The following is a 17,883-nucleotide window of genomic DNA, read 5'->3' as shown; positions in this document are numbered from 1 at the left end:
TATGCCCGCAATGTGCTGGACTTCCTCAAGCTCATCTTGACCAAGGAGGGCACGCTGAACGTGGACATGGCCGACGATATCGTCGCGGCTTGCTTGATGACGCAGGGTGGAAAGGTGACGCGGGTATGAAGTTGAAAAATATCTATGCCGCACTGGCCATGGGCGTGGCGGTGCTGACGGTGGCTAGGGCCGAACCAGTAGAGGGCTCGGCAATCACCATAGGCCGCGTCAAAGTGGCCCTGGCCGAAAGTAACTGGGAAAAGTACCCTGCACCGTCCTTGGGTATCAAAGTGTCAGGGGGCAATGGTGAGGTCCGCAGTGAAGCCGGGTTGCTGGTACTGCGCCGCACGGATGGCCAGGTGGCGGCGGCTTTCATGGTGGGCGCGACCTGGGGCCGCAGTCAGCTCTACATCAACAACAGCTGCCAAGCCCAGGAGCCGCTATATGCGCATGACTTCAGTGGGGGCCAGGCCAAGGCCATGGAATGTGCGCGGACCGGTGGTCCGTTCTCGACAGAGATGCTGCTGAAGCAAGCCATGCCTAAGCTGAAGGCGGCCGTTGAGCCGCTGTCGCCATCGCTAAAGTTGCCTGAAGTGGCGTATCCGGTATGGATCTTCATGTCCAACCACAATGCCTCCATTGTGATGGTGGAGGGCGTGGTGGCTAGGGATTTTGCAGGTTTGCCCAACCACGAGCCGCTGGACAAATTGCCGGTCAATTTGCGCCCGGTGGTTGCAGCCTGGGCTGACGCGCTGGGCGCGGCGTCGAAAGAGGCAGTGAACTCGATGGGCGGTGAATTGCTGATGCCCGCCGTGGCGTTCAATGCCAACCAGCCTTCCCCATAAACAAGGAGACAAGAGCATGGACATACTTTCCCACACGGTCACCAACCTGATCATCTTCGTGCTGGCCATCTACGTGGGCTACCACGTGGTCTGGACCGTCACGCCGGCGCTGCACACCCCACTGATGGCGGTGACCAATGCCATCTCGGCCATCGTCATCGTCGGCGCCATGCTGGCCGCTGCGCTGACCGAAACCGGCCTGGGCAAAACCATGGGCGTGCTGGCTGTGGCGCTGGCGGCGGTGAATGTGTTCGGTGGCTTCATGGTCACCCGGCGCATGCTGGAGATGTTCAAGAAGAAGGACAAGAAGGCTGCCGTCAAGGAGGCAGCATGAGCTTGAACCTCGTCACCCTGCTGTACCTGTTCGCCAGCGTCTGCTTCATCCAGGCGCTCAAGGGCCTGTCGCATCCCACCACATCCATCCGTGGCAACCTGTTCGGCATGGTGGGCATGGCGGTGGCTGTACTCACCACCATTGCGCTGATCTTCAAGCTGGCCGGCCAGATGGGGGTGGACGGCGGCACCGGCATTGCCTGGGTACTGGGCGCGCTGGTGGTCGGCGGCAGCGTCGGCACGCTGATGGCCAAGCGGGTCGAGATGACCAAGATGCCCGAGCTGGTCGCCTTCATGCACAGCATGATCGGCCTGGCGGCGGTGTTCATCGCCGTGGCGGCCGTGGCCGAGCCCTGGGCGTTTGCGATTGTGGAAAAAGGCGGCGCCATTCCCGGCGGCAACCGCATCGAGCTGGCGCTGGGGGCGTTCATTGGCGCAGTGACCTTCAGCGGCTCGGTGATTGCGTTTGGCAAGCTCAGCGGCAAGTACAAGTTCCGCCTGTTCCAGGGCACGCCGGTCAGTTTTGCCGGCCAGCACAAGCTGAACCTGGTGCTGGGCCTGGCGGCGGTGTTCTTTGTGTTCGGCTTCTGGCATTCGCAAAGCTGGCTGGACATCTGCCTGGTGATCGCGCTCGGCTTCTTGCTGGGCGTGCTGCTGATCATCCCTATCGGTGGCGCCGACATGCCGGTGGTGGTGTCGATGCTGAACAGCTATTCCGGCTGGGCCGCGGCCGGCATCGGCTTCAGCCTGAACAACAGCATGCTGATCATTGCCGGCAGCTTGGTGGGCTCCAGTGGCGCCATCCTGAGCTACATCATGTGCAAGGCCATGAACCGCTCGTTCTTCAACGTCATCGGTGGTGGCTTTGGCGGCGACGCGGCAAGCGCATCGGCCGGCGCGGCTGTGCAGCGCGCGGTGAAGAGCGGTAGCGCCGACGATGCGGCTTTTGTGCTCGGCAATGCCGAAACCGTGGTCATCGTGCCCGGCTACGGCCTGGCCGTGGCACGGGCCCAGCATGCGGTCAAAGAGCTGGCGCAAAAGCTCACGGCGAAGGGCGTCAACGTCAAATACGCCATCCACCCGGTGGCCGGGCGCATGCCGGGCCACATGAACGTGCTGCTGGCCGAGGCCGAGGTGCCTTACGACCAGGTGTTTGAGATGGACGACATCAACGGCGAGTTCGGCCAGGTGGACGTGGCCATCATCCTGGGTGCCAACGACGTGGTGAACCCTGTCGCGCATGTGAAGGGCAGCTCCATCTACGGCATGCCCATCCTGGAGGCCTACAAGGCCAAGACCATCATCGTCAATAAGCGCAGCATGGCCGCTGGCTACGCGGGGCTGGACAATGAGCTGTTCTACATGGACAAGACCATGATGGTGTTTGGCGATGCCAAGAAGGTGGTCGAAGACATGGTCAAGGCCATTGAATAGGTGGGCGAAGCTGCCTGTTTTTGTATTTTTGAAGGAACGTGAATGACCGAGCGCATTTGGCTCAACAGCTACCCACCGGGCGTACCCGCTGACATAGATCCGGCTTGCTACCCCTCATTGCAGGCGCTGATCGAGGAGAGCTTCCAGAAGTATGCCGACCGCACGGCCTACAGCTTTATGGGCAAGGACTTGCGCTACAGCGAGACCGATGCGCTGAGTCGCAAGTTCGCCGCCTATCTGCAAGGTCTGGGCCTGGTCAAGGGCGATCGCGTGGCGGTGATGATGCCCAATGTGCCGCAGTACCCGGTGGCCGTGGCAGCTCTGCTGCGGGCCGGCCTGGTGCTGGTCAATGTGAACCCGCTGTACACCCCGCGCGAGCTGGAGCACCAGCTCAAGGACTCGGGCGCCAAGGCCATCGTGATTCTGGAGAACTTTGCCGCCACGCTGGAGCACTGCATCGCTGCCACGCCGGTGAAACACGTGGTGCTGTGCGCCATGGGCGACCAGCTGGGGTTGCTCAAGGGCGCACTGGTCAACTACGTGGTGCGCAAGCTCAAGAAGCTGGTGCCGCCGTTCCAGTTGCCGGGCGCGGTGCGCTTCAATGCAGCATTGGAAAAGGGCAGCCAAGGCGTCTTCAAACCGGTACCGGTGCAGCACGACGATGTGGCCGTGCTGCAGTACACCGGCGGTACCACCGGCGTGTCCAAGGGGGCGGTGCTGCTGCACCGCAATGTGATCGCCAACGTATTGCAGTCCGAGGCCTGGAACCAACCGGTGATGGACGCTGTACCCGCTGACGAACAGCCCACCAGCGTGTGCGCACTGCCGCTGTACCACATCTTCGCTTTTACCGTGGGCATGATGCTGTCCATGCGCACCGGTGGCAAGCTGATCCTGATTCCGAATCCGCGCGACCTCAAGGCCGTGCTGAAGGAGCTGTCGCAGCACCGCATCCACAGCCTGCCGGCGGTGAATACCCTGTTCAACGGCCTGGCCAACCACCCCGACTTCAATACCGTGGACTGGAGCCATCTGAAGGTGTCTATTGGCGGGGGCATGGCGGTGCAGGCGGCCGTGGCCAAGCTCTGGCTGGAGAAGACCGGTTGCCCCATCACCGAAGGCTACGGGCTGAGCGAAACCTCGCCCACCGCCAGCTGCAACCCGCCCACTAGCAAGTCCTACAGCGGCTCGATTGGTGTGCCCCTGCCCAGCACCTATTTCAAGTTGCTGGACGATGCAGGCGTGGAAGTGCCCATGGGCCAGCCGGGCGAGATCGCCATCAAAGGCCCGCAGGTCATGGCCGGCTACTGGCAGCGCCCGGACGAAACCGCCTCGGCCATGACGGCCGACGGCTATTTCAAAACCGGCGACATCGGCACCATGGACGAACGTGGCTTCTTCAAGATCGTGGACCGCAAAAAGGACATGGTGCTGGTCAGCGGCTTCAACGTCTACCCGAACGAGGTGGAAGACGTGGTGTCGGCCATGCCCGGCGTGCTGGAGTGCGCCTGTGTGGGCGTGCCTGACGAAAAGACCGGCGAAGCCGTGAAGCTGGTGATCGTGAAGAAAAACCCCGAGCTGACCGAAGCCCAGGTACGCGAATACTGCAAGGCCAAGCTCACCGGCTACAAGCAGCCGCGCGTTATCGAGTTTCGCACCGAGCTACCGAAGACCCCGGTGGGCAAAATCCTGCGGCGAGAGTTGCGCGCCAAGGCGTGATCTGACATGACCCTGGCCATCTTGAGCGCCCTGGCCGAAGAGCAGCAGGGCATCTTTGAGCAGCTGGGGCAAGCGCGGCAGGTGCAGCACGCGGGGCGTGAATTTGGCTTGGGTGTCTGGTACGGCCAGCCGGTGGTGCTGGCGCTGTCGCGCATAGGCAAGGTGGCCGCGGCCACCACAGCTACGGCGCTGATCGAGAAATTCCAGGTCAGCCGCATCGTCTTTACCGGCGTGGCCGGAGGCGTAGGCGAGGGCGTGCAGGTGGGGGACGTGGTGGTGGCCCGCGACTTCATCCAGCACGATATGAACGCGGCACCGCTGTTTCCCACCTTCGAAATACCGCTCTATGGCCAGGCCCGCTTTGCCTGCGATCCGGTGCTGACTGCTATGCTTTTGCAAGCGGCTAGCGCAGGTATTTCCTGCGCCAGCGGCCTTTTTTCTTTAAATGCATCCAAGCCCCAAGTGCACCATGGCTTGGTGGCCAGCGGTGACCGTTTCGTCTCTGCCGCCACTGAAGTGCAGCGCTTGCAAGCTGTTTTGCGTGGCGCCGGCCATGAAGCCTTGGCCGTGGAAATGGAAGGCGCCGCCGTGGCCCAGGTTTGCCATGACTACGGCATTCCCTTTGCCGCCATGCGCACCATCTCCGACCGCGCCGACGACAGCGCGCATGTGGACTTTCCCGAGTTCGTCCGCACAGTGGCCAGCCGCTATGCGCAGGCCATCCTCACAGAATTTGTGCAGCGCTTGGGCTAAGTTAGCCATCCCCGTTTGTAGAAGTACCACATGGGTACCAGTGCGCTGGCCACCATCAGTGTGACGGTATAGGGGTAGCTCCAGCCGCCCAAAAATTCCAACTCAGGGAATTTCAAATTCATGCCGTAGACGCTGGCCACCAGGGTCGGCGGCAGCAGGGCCACGCTGGCCACCGAGAAGATCTTGATGATCTTGTTCTGATTGATGTTGATGAAACCGACGGTGGCGTCCATCAAGAAGTTGATCTTGTCGAACAGGAAGGCGGTGTGCGAGTCCAGTGAGTCTATGTCGCGGTGGATCTGGCGGGCCTCTTCAAACTGCTCGGCATTCAGCATCTTGCTGCGCATCATGAAGCTCAAGGCGCGGCGGGTGTCCATCATGTTGCGGCGGATGCGGCCGTTCAAATCCTCATGCCGTGCGATAGAAGCCAGTACCTCGCCCGCCAAGGCGTCGGTCATATTGCCGGCCAGTACCCGGCGGCTGACCTTTTCCAGGTCCACGTAGATGTCTTCCAGTGTGTCGGCGGAGTACTCTGCGTCGGCATCGAAAAGTTTCAGTAAAACTTCTTTCGCGTCTTCGATCAAGCCTGGTGCCCGGCGCGCGCGCATGCGCAGCAGACGGAATACGGGCACGTCTTCATCGTGGATGGAAAACAGTACGCCGCGGCTTTTCAGCTCGGTGTTGTGTTGGTTCAGGATGAAAGCCACCCGCACGGTACGCGGGTCGGATTCGTCGGCTACCAAGAAGTCGCTGCGGATATGTAGTTCGCCGTTGTCTTCCTGATAGAACCGGGCCGATTCTTCGATATCTTCGTCCATCGCGTCTTCGGGGATGGACAGGCCGTAGTACTGCTTGATCCAGCGCTTTTCTTCCAGCGTGGGCGACTCCAGGTCCACCCATATCGGTTGAAAACGGGACAGCTCTTCCAGCGATTCGATTTCCTCCTGGAATAAACGACCGTTGGCGAGCGAAAAAATATTGAGCATGGGGCACTCCCTGGAAATGATGGCTACGGGCGGGGGAATGGGTTGGCTTTCAACCCCCCGTGCAGCGCAGGGAGGTGAAAGCTACCGACTAGGTATGCTTTCCATGGGTTATTTCCGATGTGGTAACGCTATGGATTATGGCATCGCAAAAGTGCTGGTTTGGGTGTGCGTTTTGCGGTGTTGAATGGTGTATTGGCGTACTTATTCACGTTTTCGTTAGCCGTTGTAACAGCCATGTCATCAGGTCGGGTTAGTGCTTGCGTTCCGCCTGTATCGGGCGCATAGTTAATTGACTTTCAACGGTGAAAGTAATGCACTAGGAGGCTGTACATGAACTTGACGATCAGCGGACACCATCTGGAGGTGACTCCCGCACTGCGTAGCTACGTGACCACCAAGCTAGACCGAATAACCCGGCATTTTGACCAACTGGTGGATGTCAAAGTTCTTCTGACAATCGAGAAGCAAAAGGAAAAGCAGGGACGACAACGCGCCGAGTGCAACATCCACGTCAAAGGCAATGACATGTTCGCCGAGAGCTCCCATGCGGATTTGTATGCTGCCGTGGACGAGTTGGTCGACAAGCTGGATCGCCAGGTGGGACGCCACAAAGACCGTGTGCAAGACCACCACCATGAAGCGCCCAAGCGCCTGATGTAGTCTCGGGCGCTGCGCGCCAACCACAAAGCCGCCCGCATAATCAGGCGGCTTTTTTGTTGTGCGACGCAGCACGTGCATAATTCACTCCCCACCATGAACCGACTCGCCTCCATCCTGCCCTCCGCTCAAGTGCTCGTGAGCGTTGACGCGTCCAGCAAAAAGCGTGCTTTTGAAGAAGCCGGCTTGCTGTTTGAAAACCTGCACGGCCTGAGTCGCGCCCTCATCACGGACAGCCTGTTTGCCCGAGAGCGTCTGGGCTCCACCGGTTTAGGGCATGGGGTGGCCATTCCGCACGGACGCATCAAGGGGCTGAAGTCGCCCATGGCCGCTGTGGTGCAGTTGGCCCAGCCCATCGGTTTTGATGCACCTGACGAATTGCCCGTGGGCCTGCTGATTTTTTTGCTGGTGCCCGAGGCTGCAACTCAGAAACATCTGGAAATCCTGTCGGAAATCGCCGAGCTGCTCAGCGACGCGCCCCTGCGTGAAAAAATCAAGACTGCCGAAGACGCTGCGGCCCTGCACGGCCTGATCAGCACCTGGCAGTCGGCGCAACCCGCCTAGTCTGTTGGCTGTTTAATAGCGTTCAGGGTCGGTACCGTCTTTGAAACCCACCGTCGTCAGCGCTGACGTCCTGTTTGAAGCTTTTCGTGGCCTGTTGCGCTGGGAGTGGATTGCGGGCCTCGGTGCTTCGGAGCGGCGTTTTGACGAGGTGGCTGTGCGTGCGGCCCGTTCTGGTGCCGATCTGGTCGGCTACCTGAACTATATCCACCCCTACCGTGTGCAGATTCTGGGTGAGCGCGAAGTCGCTTACCTGACCAGCGCCTCTGGTGAGGACTGCGCGCGCCGCATCGCCCGCATCGTCACGCTGGAGCCGCCGGTGCTGGTGATTGCCGATGGCCAGGCAGCACCGGACGCACTGCTGTCCATGTGCGAACGCGCGCAAATCCCGATGTTTTCCACCCAGGATTCATCGGCTTTCGTGATTGACGTGCTACGCGCCTACCTGTCCAAGCATTTCGCCGACCGCACCTCGATGCACGGCGTGTTTATGGACATTCTGGGCCTGGGCGTGATGATCACCGGTGAATCCGGCCTGGGCAAAAGCGAGCTGGGCCTGGAGCTGATTTCACGTGGCAACGGCCTGGTGGCCGACGATGCTGTCGATCTGTACCGCATCAACCAGACCACCATTGAAGGCCGCTGCCCCGAGCTGCTGCAAAACCTGCTGGAAGTACGTGGCATCGGTCTGCTGGATATCCGTGGCATCTTTGGCGAAACTGCGGTGCGCCGCAAGATGCGCCTGAAGCTGATCGTACATCTGGTGCGCAAAGAGACCATGGAGCGCGAGTATGAGCGCCTGCCCTACGAGCCGCTGACCCAAGACGTGCTGGGTGTGCCGGTGCGCAAGGTCATCATCCAGGTGGTGGCTGGCCGCAACATCGCCGTGCTGGTCGAGGCGGCCGTGCGCAATACGATCTTGCAGCTTCGTGGCATTGACACCTACCAAGAGTTTGTCGAGCGCCACCGCAAGGCCATGGAAAACGAGGGCTAGGGCCTTTCAGGCCCTTGAGCAGGTTTTTAAGCCTGCTTTTTGCTGCAGTCGGCGCACAGTCCGTACAGCGACATGGCGTGGTCTTGCACCGTCCAGCCTTTTTCCTTGGCCACGATTTTTTGGCGCTGCTCGATTTCTGCGTCGTAAAACTCTTCCACCTTGCTGCAGGATGTGCAGATGAAGTGGTCGTGGTGGCGGCCTTCGTTCAGCTCGTACACCGACTTGCCCGATTCGAAGTTGCTACGCGACAAAATCCCGGCTTGTTCAAACTGGGTCAGCACGCGGTAGACGGTGGCCAGGCCGATGTCTGAATGCTCCAGCAGTAAAACCCGGAATACATCTTCTGCTGTCATGTGGCGCAGTTCGCCTTTCTGGAAAATCTCCAGAATCTTCAGTCGTGGCAGGGTGGCTTTGAGGCCGGTATTTTTGAGCTCGTCGATGTTGGCCATGGTATCGTATCTTTCGGGTGCGGGGTGGCTGGGAGGCAGCCGCTACAATCGTTTGATCATATCGCCAGAGCCTTTATCCATGTTCGAACCTTTATTGCGCGGTACCCGTTGCGCCCTTGTGCTTGCTGTCTGCGCGGCCTCGGCGGCGTGCAGCGGAGTGGATACGAAAACGCGTAGTTTGCTGGCTGTCGTGTCGCCCTACAAGATAGAAGTGGTGCAGGGTAATTTTGTTTCCAAGGAGCAGGTTGAGGCCATCAAGCCCGGCATGTCCCGCGAGCAGGTCAAGGACATTCTGGGGACCTCTTTGCTGCAAAGCGTCTTCCATGCCGACCGTTGGGACTATGTCTTTACCTTGGATCGCCAAGGTACCGAGCCCCAGTCGCGCCAGCTGACTGTGTATTTCAAGGGTGATGCGGTAGACCGTGTAGAAGGCGACCCCATGCCGAGCGAGAGCGAATTTGTGGGCTTGCTGGCCCGCTCCCGTCCTGCCAAGACGGTGCCTCTGCTGGAGGCCGATGAAAGCAGCCTGAAGTCCTTCCCCGCGCCCGCCGCTGCCGTATCTGCTCCGCAAGCGCCCGCCGCCCCGGTGACGGCGGCCACAACTTACCCCCCTTTAGAAGCCCCTGCGGCGCCTTAATTCTGGCTTTTCCATGACCGATTCTCTTTCCTTACAGGCCACCACGGCGGGCGTGCCCCACGCGATTGCTGTTGCTGGCGCTTCTGGCCGTATGGGCCGCATGCTGGTTGAGGCCATCCACAATGCCGACGACTGCGTGCTGGCTGGCGCCCTGGGTTTGGCTACCGACCCGAATATCGGCGCCGATGCCGCTGCATTTTTGGGCCATAGCACCGGTGTGGCCATTACGGTCGACGTGAAGGCCGGCCTGCAGAATGCCCGTACCTTGATCGACTTCACCCGGCCCGAAGGCACCATGCACCATCTGCGCATCTGCCGCAGCCTAGGTGTGAACGCCGTAGTGGGTACCACCGGTTTCAGCGACGAGCAAAAGGCCGAAATCGCCGACATCGCGCAAGACATCGCCATCATGCTGGCGCCGAATATGAGCGTCGGCGTGAACGTCACCCTGAAGCTGCTGGAAATGGCCGCCAAGGCCCTGTCCACCGGCTACGACATCGAGATCGTCGAGGCCCACCACCGCCACAAGGTGGATGCACCGTCCGGCACCGCGCTGAAGATGGGCGAAGTGATTGCCGATGCGCTGGGTCGTGATCTGAAAGACTGCGCCGTGTACGCCCGTGAAGGCATCACCGGCGAGCGCGACCCGTCCAGCATTGGCTTCGCCACTATCCGCGGTGGCGACATCGTGGGCGACCACACCGTGCTGTTTGCTGGCATTGGCGAGCGCATCGAGATCAGCCACAAGTCCTCCAGCCGCGTGACCTATGCGCAGGGCAGCCTGCGTGCTGTGCGCTTCCTGGCCGACAAGCGCAAGGGCTTGTTCGACATGTTCGACGTCTTGGGCCTGAAATAACACCATGGATCCGCTACAGGTGCTGCTGCGGGGCGATATCGTCAGCCGCGTCGTGGCGCTCGTGCTTTTGTGCATGTCTGTGGCCAGCTGGATGGTGATTTTCTGGAAGGGCTGGCTGCTGCGTCGTGCGCGCACCGACGTGGCCCGCAGCACCGCTGCGTTTTGGCAGTCGCCTAGCGTGGCCGAGGCCTCGGAACGTCTGGTGTCTTTTGACCCTCTGGCGCTCGTACTACCTTTGGTTGCAGCTACAAAAATGGAAGCAAGTGGTACCTTGGCCGCAGCCGGTGACCGCGCCCAGCAACTGACCCGCGTGTTGCGCAATGCCTTGCATGCCGTGCTGCACAAGCTGCAGTTTGGCCAGGTATTGCTGGCTACCGTGGGTTCCACTGCGCCGTTTGTCGGCCTGCTGGGCACGGTCTGGGGCATTTACCACGCGCTCGGCGCCATCGCACTCGAAGGCCAGATCAGCATCGACAAGGTGGCCGGCCCGGTGGGCGAGTCGCTGGTGATGACGGCCGCCGGCCTGGCAGTGGCAATTCCGGCGGTGCTGGCCTACAACGTGTTTGGACGCCTGATCGGCAGCATTGAGGCCGATCTGGAAGGTTTCGCCCGCGACCTGCGCGAGCTGTTGGCCAGCCATACGGCCTAAGGCCTGAGACCCACCATGGCATTCGGCCGTCTTGAGCGCACCAAGGGTTCCGAGCCCATGAGCGACATCAATATGACACCGCTGGTGGACGTGATGCTGGTGCTGGTGGTGATCTTCATCATCACCGCGCCGCTGCTGTCCAGCTCCATCAAGCTGGACCTGCCCAAGACCGATGCGGCCAAGTCGCAGGCCGCGCCCCAGTCCGTCACCTTGGTGGTGGACAAGTCCGGCCAGGCCTTTCTGGACGACAAACCGGTCAATGCGGCTCAACTGGCGACCCAGCTGGCCGCCGTGGCCGAGCAAAACCCTGATACCGAGGTGCAATTGCGTGCCGATACCACCGTGCCCTATGGCCGCGTGGTGGAAGTCATGGGTGCCGCGCAGGCCGCCGGCCTGAATCGCATAGGATTTGTGGCCCAGCCCACGGCCACGCCCTAAAATCAGCCCCTTGCGGCTTGTGTGCCGCCCCGTCTTTCTGCTTCTTCCCGCTTTTTACGCCTGCCATGCTCGAAAAATACAACCATCTCGACGTCGAACCGTCTGCGCAAAACTATTGGAATGGCCGCGACGCCTACCGCGTCACCGAAGATGCATCCAAGAAGAAGTTCTACGCCTGCTCCATGCTGCCTTACCCCAGCGGCAAGCTGCACATGGGCCATGTGCGCAACTACACCATCAACGACATGCTGGCGCGCCAGCTGCGCATGCAGGGCTACAACGTGCTCATGCCCATGGGCTGGGACGCGTTCGGCCTGCCGGCGGAAAACGCGGCGATGAAGAACGGTGTGCCGCCCGCGCAGTGGACCTTCGACAACATCGCCTACATGAAGAAGCAGATGCAGGCCATGGGCCTGGCCATCGACTGGAGCCGCGAGGTCGCCACCTGCACGCCCGAGTACTACAAGTGGAACCAGTGGCTGTTCCTGAAGATGCTGGACAAGGGCATTGCCTACCGCAAGACCCAGGTGGTCAACTGGGACCCGGTGGACATGACGGTGCTGGCCAACGAGCAGGTCATCGACGGCAAGGGCTGGCGTACCGGTGCCGTGGTCGAGAAGCGTGAAATCCCCGGCTACTACCTGAAGATCACTGACTACGCCGACGAGCTGCTGGGCCAGGTCAAGGACGATCTGCCCGGCTGGCCCGAGCGAGTCAAGCTGATGCAGGAGAACTGGATCGGCAAGAGCGAGGGCGTGCGCTTCGCCTTCCCGCACACCATCCAGGACAGCAGCGGCCAGCTGATCGGCGACGGCAAGATGTATGTCTTCACCACCCGTGCCGACACCATCATGGGCGTGACCTTCTGTGCGGTGGCGCCCGAGCACCCCTTAGCCACACACGCCGCGCAGAGCAATCCCAAGCTGGCCGCCTTTATCGAGAGCTGCAAGCAGGGCGGCACCACCGAGGCAGAACTGGCGGTGCGCGAAAAAGAAGGCATGCCCACCGGCCTGCAAGTCATCCACCCGCTGAACGGCCACAAGATCGACGTCTGGGTTGGCAACTATGTGCTGATGGGTTATGGCGACGGCGCCGTGATGGGTGTACCCGCCCACGACGAGCGCGACTTCGCCTTCGCGCTGAAGTACGAGCTGCCCATCGTCCAGGTAGTGCATGTAGACCACCTGCATTACGACTACCACCACTGGAACGACTGGTACGGCGACAAGCAACGCGGCGTGACCATCAACTCCGACAGCTTCAGCGGCCTGGGCTTCCAGGAGGCGGTGAACGCAGTTGCCCACGCGCTGCAGGTCAAGGGCCTGGGCGAGAAGAAGACCACCTGGCGTCTGCGCGACTGGGGCGTGAGCCGCCAGCGCTACTGGGGCACGCCCATCCCCATCATCCACTGCGAAGAACACGGCGCGGTGCCGGTGCCCGAGAAGGATCTGCCGGTGGTGTTGCCACAGGACTGCATCCCCGACGGCTCTGGCAACCCGCTGAACAAGCACGAAGGCTTCCACTCTGGCGTGGTCTGCCCGATCTGCGGCGCCAAGGCTCGGCGCGAGACCGACACCATGGACACCTTTGTGGATTCCAGCTGGTACTTCATGCGCTACTGCGACCCGCACAACACCGACAAGATGGTGGCCGAGGGCGCCGACTACTGGATGCCCATGGACCAGTACATCGGCGGCATCGAGCACGCCATCCTGCACCTGCTGTACGCACGTTTCTGGACCAAGGTGATGCGCGACCTGGACCTGGTCAAGGTGGACGAGCCTTTCAGCAAGCTGCTGACCCAGGGCATGGTGCTGAACGGCGCCTTCTCGCACAAGCCGGCCAGCGGTGGCATCCAGTACCACTGGGAAAGCGAAGTCGATGTGAAGCGCAATGAGCGCGACCAGATCGTCGGCGGCACGCTGAAGGCCGACGGCACACTGCTGGACTACGAGCTCACCACCATGAGCAAGAGCAAGAGCAACGGCGTCGACCCGCAGGACCTGATCGAGAAGTACGGCGCCGATACTGCCCGCCTGTACACCATGTTCACCGCGCCGCCCGAAGCCACGCTGGAGTGGAATGACGCGTCTGTTGAAGGCAGCTACCGTTTCCTGCGCCGTGTGTGGAACTTCGGCGTCAAGCTGGCCGCTATGGATTCCGTAGCGGCTGTCGCAAGTGTTACGGGCGCTGGCAGCCTGAAAGATGTGGAATTCAGCAAAGAGGCCAAGGCCTTGCGGCTGGAGGTGCACACCGTGCTGCGCCAGGTGGACTACGACTACCAGCGCATGCAATACAACACCGTGGTGTCCGGCTGCATGAAGCTGCTGAACGCGCTGGAAGATTTCAAGGCGCAGGACTCTGCCGGTGCCCAGGTGGCGCTGATCGAGGCTTTCAGCATCCTGCTGCGCTGCCTGTACCCGGCAACGCCCCACATCACCCATGCGCTGTGGACTGAGCTCGGCTACGCAGACCGTTTTGGCGACCTGCTGGATGCGCCCTGGCCGGTGGTGGACCCGCTGGCCCTGGTGCAGGACGAAATTGAACTGATGCTGCAGGTCAACGGCAAGCTGCGCGGCTCCATCTTTGTGGCCGCCACTGCCGCCAAGCCCGAGATCGAAGCTGCGGCCCTGGCCTGCGAGGCGTTTACCAAGATCGCCGCTGGAGCGGCACCTAAAAAAATCATCGTGGTGCCCGGGCGCCTGGTGAACCTGGTGCTGTGATGCGCCGCCGCCTGCTTCTGACACTGCCCGCACTTTCCGCATTGGGCCTGGTGGGCTGCGGCTTCCAGCTGCGCCAGGCACCCAACTATGCGTTCACCACTATTTTTGTGCGTGTGGCCGAGGCGTCTTCGCTGGGCATTGAGCTCAAGCGCAATATCAAGGCCAGCGGCAAGGTCGAGGTCATCACCGACCCGGCCAAGTTGGCGACGGCCCAGGTGGTGCTGGAGGTGCTGCAAGACCAGCGCGAGAAAACCGTGGCCTCGCTCACCTCGTCGGGCCAGGTGCGTGAATTCCAGCTGCGCGTGCGCATGAAGTTCCGCCTGCGCACGCCAGACGGCAAAGAGCTGATCCCCGATTCCGAGATCGTGCAGCAGCGCGATATCAGCTACTCGGAAAGCACGGCTCTGTCCAAGGAAGCCGAAGAGCAACTGCTGTACCGCAGCATGCAGACCGACGTGGTGCAGCAGATCATGCGTCGGCTTGGCTCCGTCAAAGAACTCTAGCCGCCGCGATGCAACTGGCTCCCGGCCAACTCACGGCGCAGCTGCAGAAAGGCCTGCGCTCGCTCTACACCTTGCACGGCGACGAGCCGCTGCTGGTGCAGGAGGCACTGGACGCGATCCGTGCCGTGGCGCGCAGCCAGGGCTTTACCGAGCGCACGGTGCATACCGTGTCCGGCGCGCATTTCGATTGGAGCGAGGTGCTGGCCGCCGGTGGCTCGCTCAGCCTGTTTGCTGACAAGCAGATGCTGGAGGTTCGCATCCCGTCCGGCAAGCCGGGCAAGGAGGGCAGCCCGGCCTTGCAGCGCCTGGCCGAGCAGGCTGAGGGCAATACCGACACCCTGACCTTGGTGGTCTTGCCGCGCCTGGACAAGCAGGCCAAGTCCGCCGCCTGGTTTGTGGCGCTGGAGCGTTACGGCGTGACGGTGCAGGTGGAGCCGGTGGAGCGCGGCGCCCTGCCGCAATGGATCGCCCAGCGCCTACAGGCACAGGGGCAGCGTGTCGAAGCCGGTGTCGAGGGCCAGCGCACTTTGCAGTTCTTTGCCGACCGGGTCGAGGGCAATCTGCTGGCCGCGCACCAGGAAATCCAGAAGCTAGCCCTGCTGTACCCGGCGGGCGAGCTGCAATGGCAGCAGGTAGAGGCCGCGGTGCTGAACGTGGCCCGTTACGACGTGTTCAAGCTGTCCGAGGCCGTGCTGGCCGGCCAGCGCCTGCGGGTGCAGCGCATGCTCGACGGCCTGCAGGCCGAGGGCGAGGCCGAGGTGCTGGTGCACTGGGCGATTGCCGAAGACATCCGCGCGCTCAAGCGTGTGAAAGACGCCATGGACGCCGGCAAGCCCCTGCCCATGGCGCTGCGCGACAACCGCGTCTGGGGCGCCAAAGAGCGCTTGTTTGAGCGCGTGCTGCCACGCCTGGGCGCCCACACCATCGCCGAGCTGCTGGCGGCCGCGCACCAGGTGGATGGCATCGTCAAAGGCCTGAAGCTGCCGAATTGGCCGGCCGATTCCTGGCAGGCTCTGCACCGTCTCGCCGGCATGCTGTGCCAGGCTTGTGTGCCCCCAGCCGGGCGCTAAATATTCTTGCGTGAGAAAATAGGGCGATGAACGCTCTGAACATCGCCGAATACACCCAGACTTTGGGTTTGCAAGCAAAAGTGGCTTCTGCGCAGATGGCGCGTGCGCAAGCAGCTGCTAAAAACATAGCATTGCGCACCCTGGCCCGCCTGCTGCGCGATAGCACCGCCGCGCTGCAGATTGAAAATGCCAAGGACCTGGACCGCGCCCGCGCCGCCGGCCTGGCCGCGCCCATGGTGGACCGCCTCAAGCTCAGCCCGCAGACGCTGGAAACCTGCGCCCAGGGCTGCGAGCAACTGGCCGCCATGCCCGACAGCATCGGCGAGATCATCGGCCTGCAGCAGCAGCCCAGCGGCATCCGCGTGGGTCAGATGCGCGTGCCGATCGGCGTGTTCGGCATGATCTTCGAGAGCCGCCCGAATGTGACCATCGAGGCCGCGAGCCTGTCCATCAAGAGCGGCAATGCCTGCATTCTGCGCGGCGGCTCCGAGGCGATCGACTCCAACAAGGCTCTGGCCCTGCTGGTGCAGCAAGCCCTGGTCGAAGCCGGCCTGCCCGCCGACGCGGTGCAACTGGTGCAGACCACCGACCGCGAAGTCGTGGGCCAACTCATCACCATGCCCCAGTACGTGGACGTAATCATCCCGCGCGGCGGCAAGAGCCTGATCGAGCGCATCAGCCGTGACGCCAAGGTGCCGGTGATCAAGCACCTGGACGGCAACTGCCATGTGTATGTGGACGACCCCTGCGACATCGCCATGGCGGTGAAGGTGGCCGACAACGCCAAGACGCAAAAATACAGCCCCTGCAACGCCACCGAGGGCCTGCTGGTGGCGCGTGGCGTGGCGGCCGAGTTCCTACCATTGATCGGCGCCATTTATGCCGCCAAGGGCGTGGAAATGCGATGTGATCCGGCTGCGGTGCAGATACTGTCTGCACATGCAGCTACCAAAGATGTAGCAAATATCGTGGCCGCCACCGAGCAGGACTGGTCCGAGGAGTACCTGGCGCCGGTCATTAGCATCAAGATCGTCGAAGGTGTCGACGAGGCGATTGCCCATATCAACCAGTACTCATCCCACCACACCGACGCCATCCTCACGCGCGACCACATGCATGCTCAAGCGTTCCTGCGCGAGGTAGATTCGGCCAGCGTGATGGTGAACGCCAGCACCCGTTTTGCCGATGGCTTCGAGTACGGTCTGGGCGCAGAAATCGGCATCAGCACCGACAAGTTCCACGCCCGCGGTCCGGTCGGTCTGGCTGGCCTGACCTCGCTCAAATATGTGGTCTTAGGCCAGGGCGAGGTGCGCGGCTAATTCAAGTCGCCTACCTTATCGCTAGGGTACTTGAACGAGTCGCGCAGCATATAGGGCATGGGCAGTGCCAGGTTGATGCCCTTGGGCGGTATCGGTAGCTGGAACCAGCGCGCGTACAGGGCGTTGATCTCACCGCTCTGGATGATGCGGCGCATTTCCTGGTCCACTACTTTCTTGAACGGCGCGTCGTCCTTGGGCAGCATGATGGCGTAGGGCTCGATGGTCAGCGGCTTGCCCGTCACCACAAAGTCCTCAGGCTTGCTGGCATTGGCCCGCAGACCCGACAGCAGCACGTCGTCCATCGCGAACGCCGCGGCTTGGCCGGCGGCCACCATAGCGAAGGCCTGTGCGTGGTCGGCGGCCTCCACCACATTGATGTGCAGCGACTGCTCGTTGTTGATGCGCCGCAGGCGCTCCAGCGGCGTCGTACCCTTGGTCGAGACCACGGTCTTGCCCGCCAGTTGGGCCAGGGATTCGATGTGGTCGTTGCTGCGCACCAGCAGACGTGCGCTGGAGATAAAGTGCGGAATCGTGAAGTCCACCGTCTTGCGGCGTTCCGCATTGTTGGTGGTGGAGCCGCATTCCATCGCGGCCTGGCCCTCGGAGATGGCGCTAAGGCGCTTGTCGGGCGTGACCAGCAGGTATTTCACCGCCAGCTTGTCCATTTTCAATTCGCGCTTGACGGCCTCCACCACTTTCAGGCACAGGTCCAGGGCATAGCCCATGGGGCGGCCGTCGGCGTCCACATACGAGAAGGGAATGGATGCATTACGGTGCGCCAGGGTGATTTCACCACTGGCGCGGATGTTTTCCAGCGTGCCGGCACCTGCCGTCAGGCTGCAGCAAAAGACCATACAAGTGGACAAGCAAAAGGAGCGAAAAGCCATGGCAGGTGCAGGGGTGGGGAAAAAGTTGCGAATGGGCGGCGGCTGCATCTTGCAGAGCCGCAAAGAATCC

General features: G+C 61.8%; 19 protein-coding genes and 1 pseudogene. 17 read left to right on the top strand and 3 right to left on the bottom strand.

Going from position 1 to position 17,883, the window contains the following annotated elements:
- The 6 genes and pseudogenes from AC07VY_RS24890 to AC07VY_RS24865 all read left to right on the top strand — a co-directional run.
- Positions 1-129, top strand: a pseudogene (locus AC07VY_RS24890) (NAD(P)(+) transhydrogenase (Re/Si-specific) subunit alpha); the annotation flags it as partial.
- Entirely contained in the window at positions 126-845 is a 720-nt protein-coding gene (locus AC07VY_RS24885) for a hypothetical protein (RefSeq protein ID WP_495099828.1), read from the top strand. The pseudogene AC07VY_RS24890 and the gene AC07VY_RS24885, both read left to right, overlap by 4 nt.
- A gap of 16 nt (positions 846-861) precedes the next feature.
- Positions 862-1,179, top strand: a complete 318-nt coding sequence (locus AC07VY_RS24880; protein WP_495099829.1) for an NAD(P) transhydrogenase subunit alpha part 2 — start codon at positions 862-864, stop codon at positions 1,177-1,179.
- Positions 1,176-2,612, top strand: coding sequence for an NAD(P)(+) transhydrogenase (Re/Si-specific) subunit beta (locus AC07VY_RS24875; RefSeq protein ID WP_495099830.1), 1,437 nt, complete (start codon positions 1,176-1,178; stop codon positions 2,610-2,612). Before AC07VY_RS24880 ends, AC07VY_RS24875 begins: the two co-directional genes overlap by 4 nt.
- Positions 2,613-2,654: 42 nt before the next feature.
- Positions 2,655-4,331 (top strand): long-chain-fatty-acid--CoA ligase, encoded by a 1,677-nt coding sequence (locus AC07VY_RS24870; protein WP_495099831.1) that lies wholly within the window; start codon positions 2,655-2,657, stop codon positions 4,329-4,331.
- 6 nt (positions 4,332-4,337) lie between these two features.
- Positions 4,338-5,084, top strand: coding sequence for a 5'-methylthioadenosine/adenosylhomocysteine nucleosidase (locus tag AC07VY_RS24865; protein WP_495099832.1), 747 nt, complete (start codon positions 4,338-4,340; stop codon positions 5,082-5,084).
- Here the strand turns inward: AC07VY_RS24865 and AC07VY_RS24860 are convergent.
- Positions 5,081-6,070: a magnesium and cobalt transport protein CorA gene (locus AC07VY_RS24860; protein ID WP_495076873.1), complete on the bottom strand. Its 990-nt coding sequence runs from the start codon at positions 6,068-6,070 to the stop codon at positions 5,081-5,083. The genes AC07VY_RS24865 and AC07VY_RS24860 overlap by 4 nt on opposite strands.
- Before the next feature lie 330 nt (positions 6,071-6,400).
- Between AC07VY_RS24860 and hpf the strand changes: the two genes are divergently transcribed.
- The 3 genes from hpf (at position 6,401) to hprK (ending at position 8,282) form a co-directional block, all read left to right on the top strand.
- Positions 6,401-6,730 carry a ribosome hibernation-promoting factor, HPF/YfiA family gene (gene hpf, locus AC07VY_RS24855; RefSeq protein WP_490591461.1) on the top strand — a complete coding sequence of 110 codons (330 nt, stop codon included), beginning with the start codon at positions 6,401-6,403 and terminating at the stop codon, positions 6,728-6,730.
- A 93-nt stretch (positions 6,731-6,823) separates the two neighbouring features.
- Positions 6,824-7,291, top strand: a complete 468-nt coding sequence (locus tag AC07VY_RS24850; RefSeq protein ID WP_495076872.1) for a PTS sugar transporter subunit IIA — start codon at positions 6,824-6,826, stop codon at positions 7,289-7,291.
- Positions 7,292-7,331: 40 nt separating this feature from the next.
- The gene (hprK, locus tag AC07VY_RS24845; protein ID WP_495076871.1) at positions 7,332-8,282 is read left to right on the top strand and encodes an HPr(Ser) kinase/phosphatase; all 951 of its coding nucleotides are present in this window, start codon (positions 7,332-7,334) and stop codon (positions 8,280-8,282) included.
- A 26-nt stretch (positions 8,283-8,308) separates the two neighbouring features.
- On the opposite strand, the gene fur is transcribed toward hprK, so the two are convergent.
- The gene (gene fur, locus AC07VY_RS24840; RefSeq protein ID WP_495099833.1) at positions 8,309-8,731 is read right to left on the bottom strand and encodes a ferric iron uptake transcriptional regulator; all 423 of its coding nucleotides are present in this window, start codon (positions 8,729-8,731) and stop codon (positions 8,309-8,311) included.
- 157 nt (positions 8,732-8,888) lie between these two features.
- Here fur and AC07VY_RS24835 point away from each other — a divergent pair, with 157 nt between their 5' ends.
- From AC07VY_RS24835 to AC07VY_RS24800, 8 genes are all read left to right on the top strand, one after another.
- Positions 8,889-9,368: an outer membrane protein assembly factor BamE gene (locus AC07VY_RS24835; RefSeq protein WP_495099834.1), complete on the top strand. Its 480-nt coding sequence runs from the start codon at positions 8,889-8,891 to the stop codon at positions 9,366-9,368.
- Between the two features lie 13 nt (positions 9,369-9,381).
- Positions 9,382-10,224, top strand: coding sequence for a 4-hydroxy-tetrahydrodipicolinate reductase (gene dapB / locus AC07VY_RS24830; RefSeq protein ID WP_495099835.1), 843 nt, complete (start codon positions 9,382-9,384; stop codon positions 10,222-10,224).
- Positions 10,225-10,228: 4 nt separating this feature from the next.
- On the top strand, positions 10,229-10,873 hold the full coding sequence (locus tag AC07VY_RS24825) for a MotA/TolQ/ExbB proton channel family protein (RefSeq protein ID WP_495099836.1): 645 nt from the start codon (positions 10,229-10,231) through the stop codon (positions 10,871-10,873).
- Between the two features lie 15 nt (positions 10,874-10,888).
- Positions 10,889-11,311, top strand: coding sequence for an ExbD/TolR family protein (locus AC07VY_RS24820; RefSeq protein ID WP_495076866.1), 423 nt, complete (start codon positions 10,889-10,891; stop codon positions 11,309-11,311).
- A 65-nt stretch (positions 11,312-11,376) separates the two neighbouring features.
- Positions 11,377-14,034, top strand: coding sequence for a leucine--tRNA ligase (gene leuS, locus AC07VY_RS24815; RefSeq protein WP_495099837.1), 2,658 nt, complete (start codon positions 11,377-11,379; stop codon positions 14,032-14,034).
- Positions 14,034-14,537 carry an LPS-assembly lipoprotein LptE gene (locus AC07VY_RS24810; RefSeq protein ID WP_495076864.1) on the top strand — a complete coding sequence of 168 codons (504 nt, stop codon included), beginning with the start codon at positions 14,034-14,036 and terminating at the stop codon, positions 14,535-14,537. Before leuS ends, AC07VY_RS24810 begins: the two co-directional genes overlap by 1 nt.
- Before the next feature lie 8 nt (positions 14,538-14,545).
- On the top strand, positions 14,546-15,607 hold the full coding sequence (holA, locus tag AC07VY_RS24805) for a DNA polymerase III subunit delta (RefSeq protein WP_495076863.1): 1,062 nt from the start codon (positions 14,546-14,548) through the stop codon (positions 15,605-15,607).
- Between the two features lie 26 nt (positions 15,608-15,633).
- Complete coding sequence (locus AC07VY_RS24800) at positions 15,634-16,926, top strand: glutamate-5-semialdehyde dehydrogenase (RefSeq protein ID WP_495076862.1); 1,293 nt, start codon at positions 15,634-15,636, stop codon at positions 16,924-16,926.
- Here AC07VY_RS24800 and AC07VY_RS24795 read toward each other — a convergent pair.
- Complete coding sequence (locus AC07VY_RS24795; protein ID WP_495099838.1) at positions 16,923-17,813, bottom strand: amino acid ABC transporter substrate-binding protein; 891 nt, start codon at positions 17,811-17,813, stop codon at positions 16,923-16,925. The two genes, AC07VY_RS24800 and AC07VY_RS24795, sit on opposite strands and share 4 nt — an antisense overlap.
- Positions 17,814-17,883 lie beyond the last annotated feature (70 nt).

Source organism: Rhodoferax sp. GW821-FHT02C08, assembly GCF_059421805.1.
The sequence above is the reverse complement of the archived record's forward strand: the minus strand, read 5'-3'. Positions and strand labels throughout refer to the sequence as shown.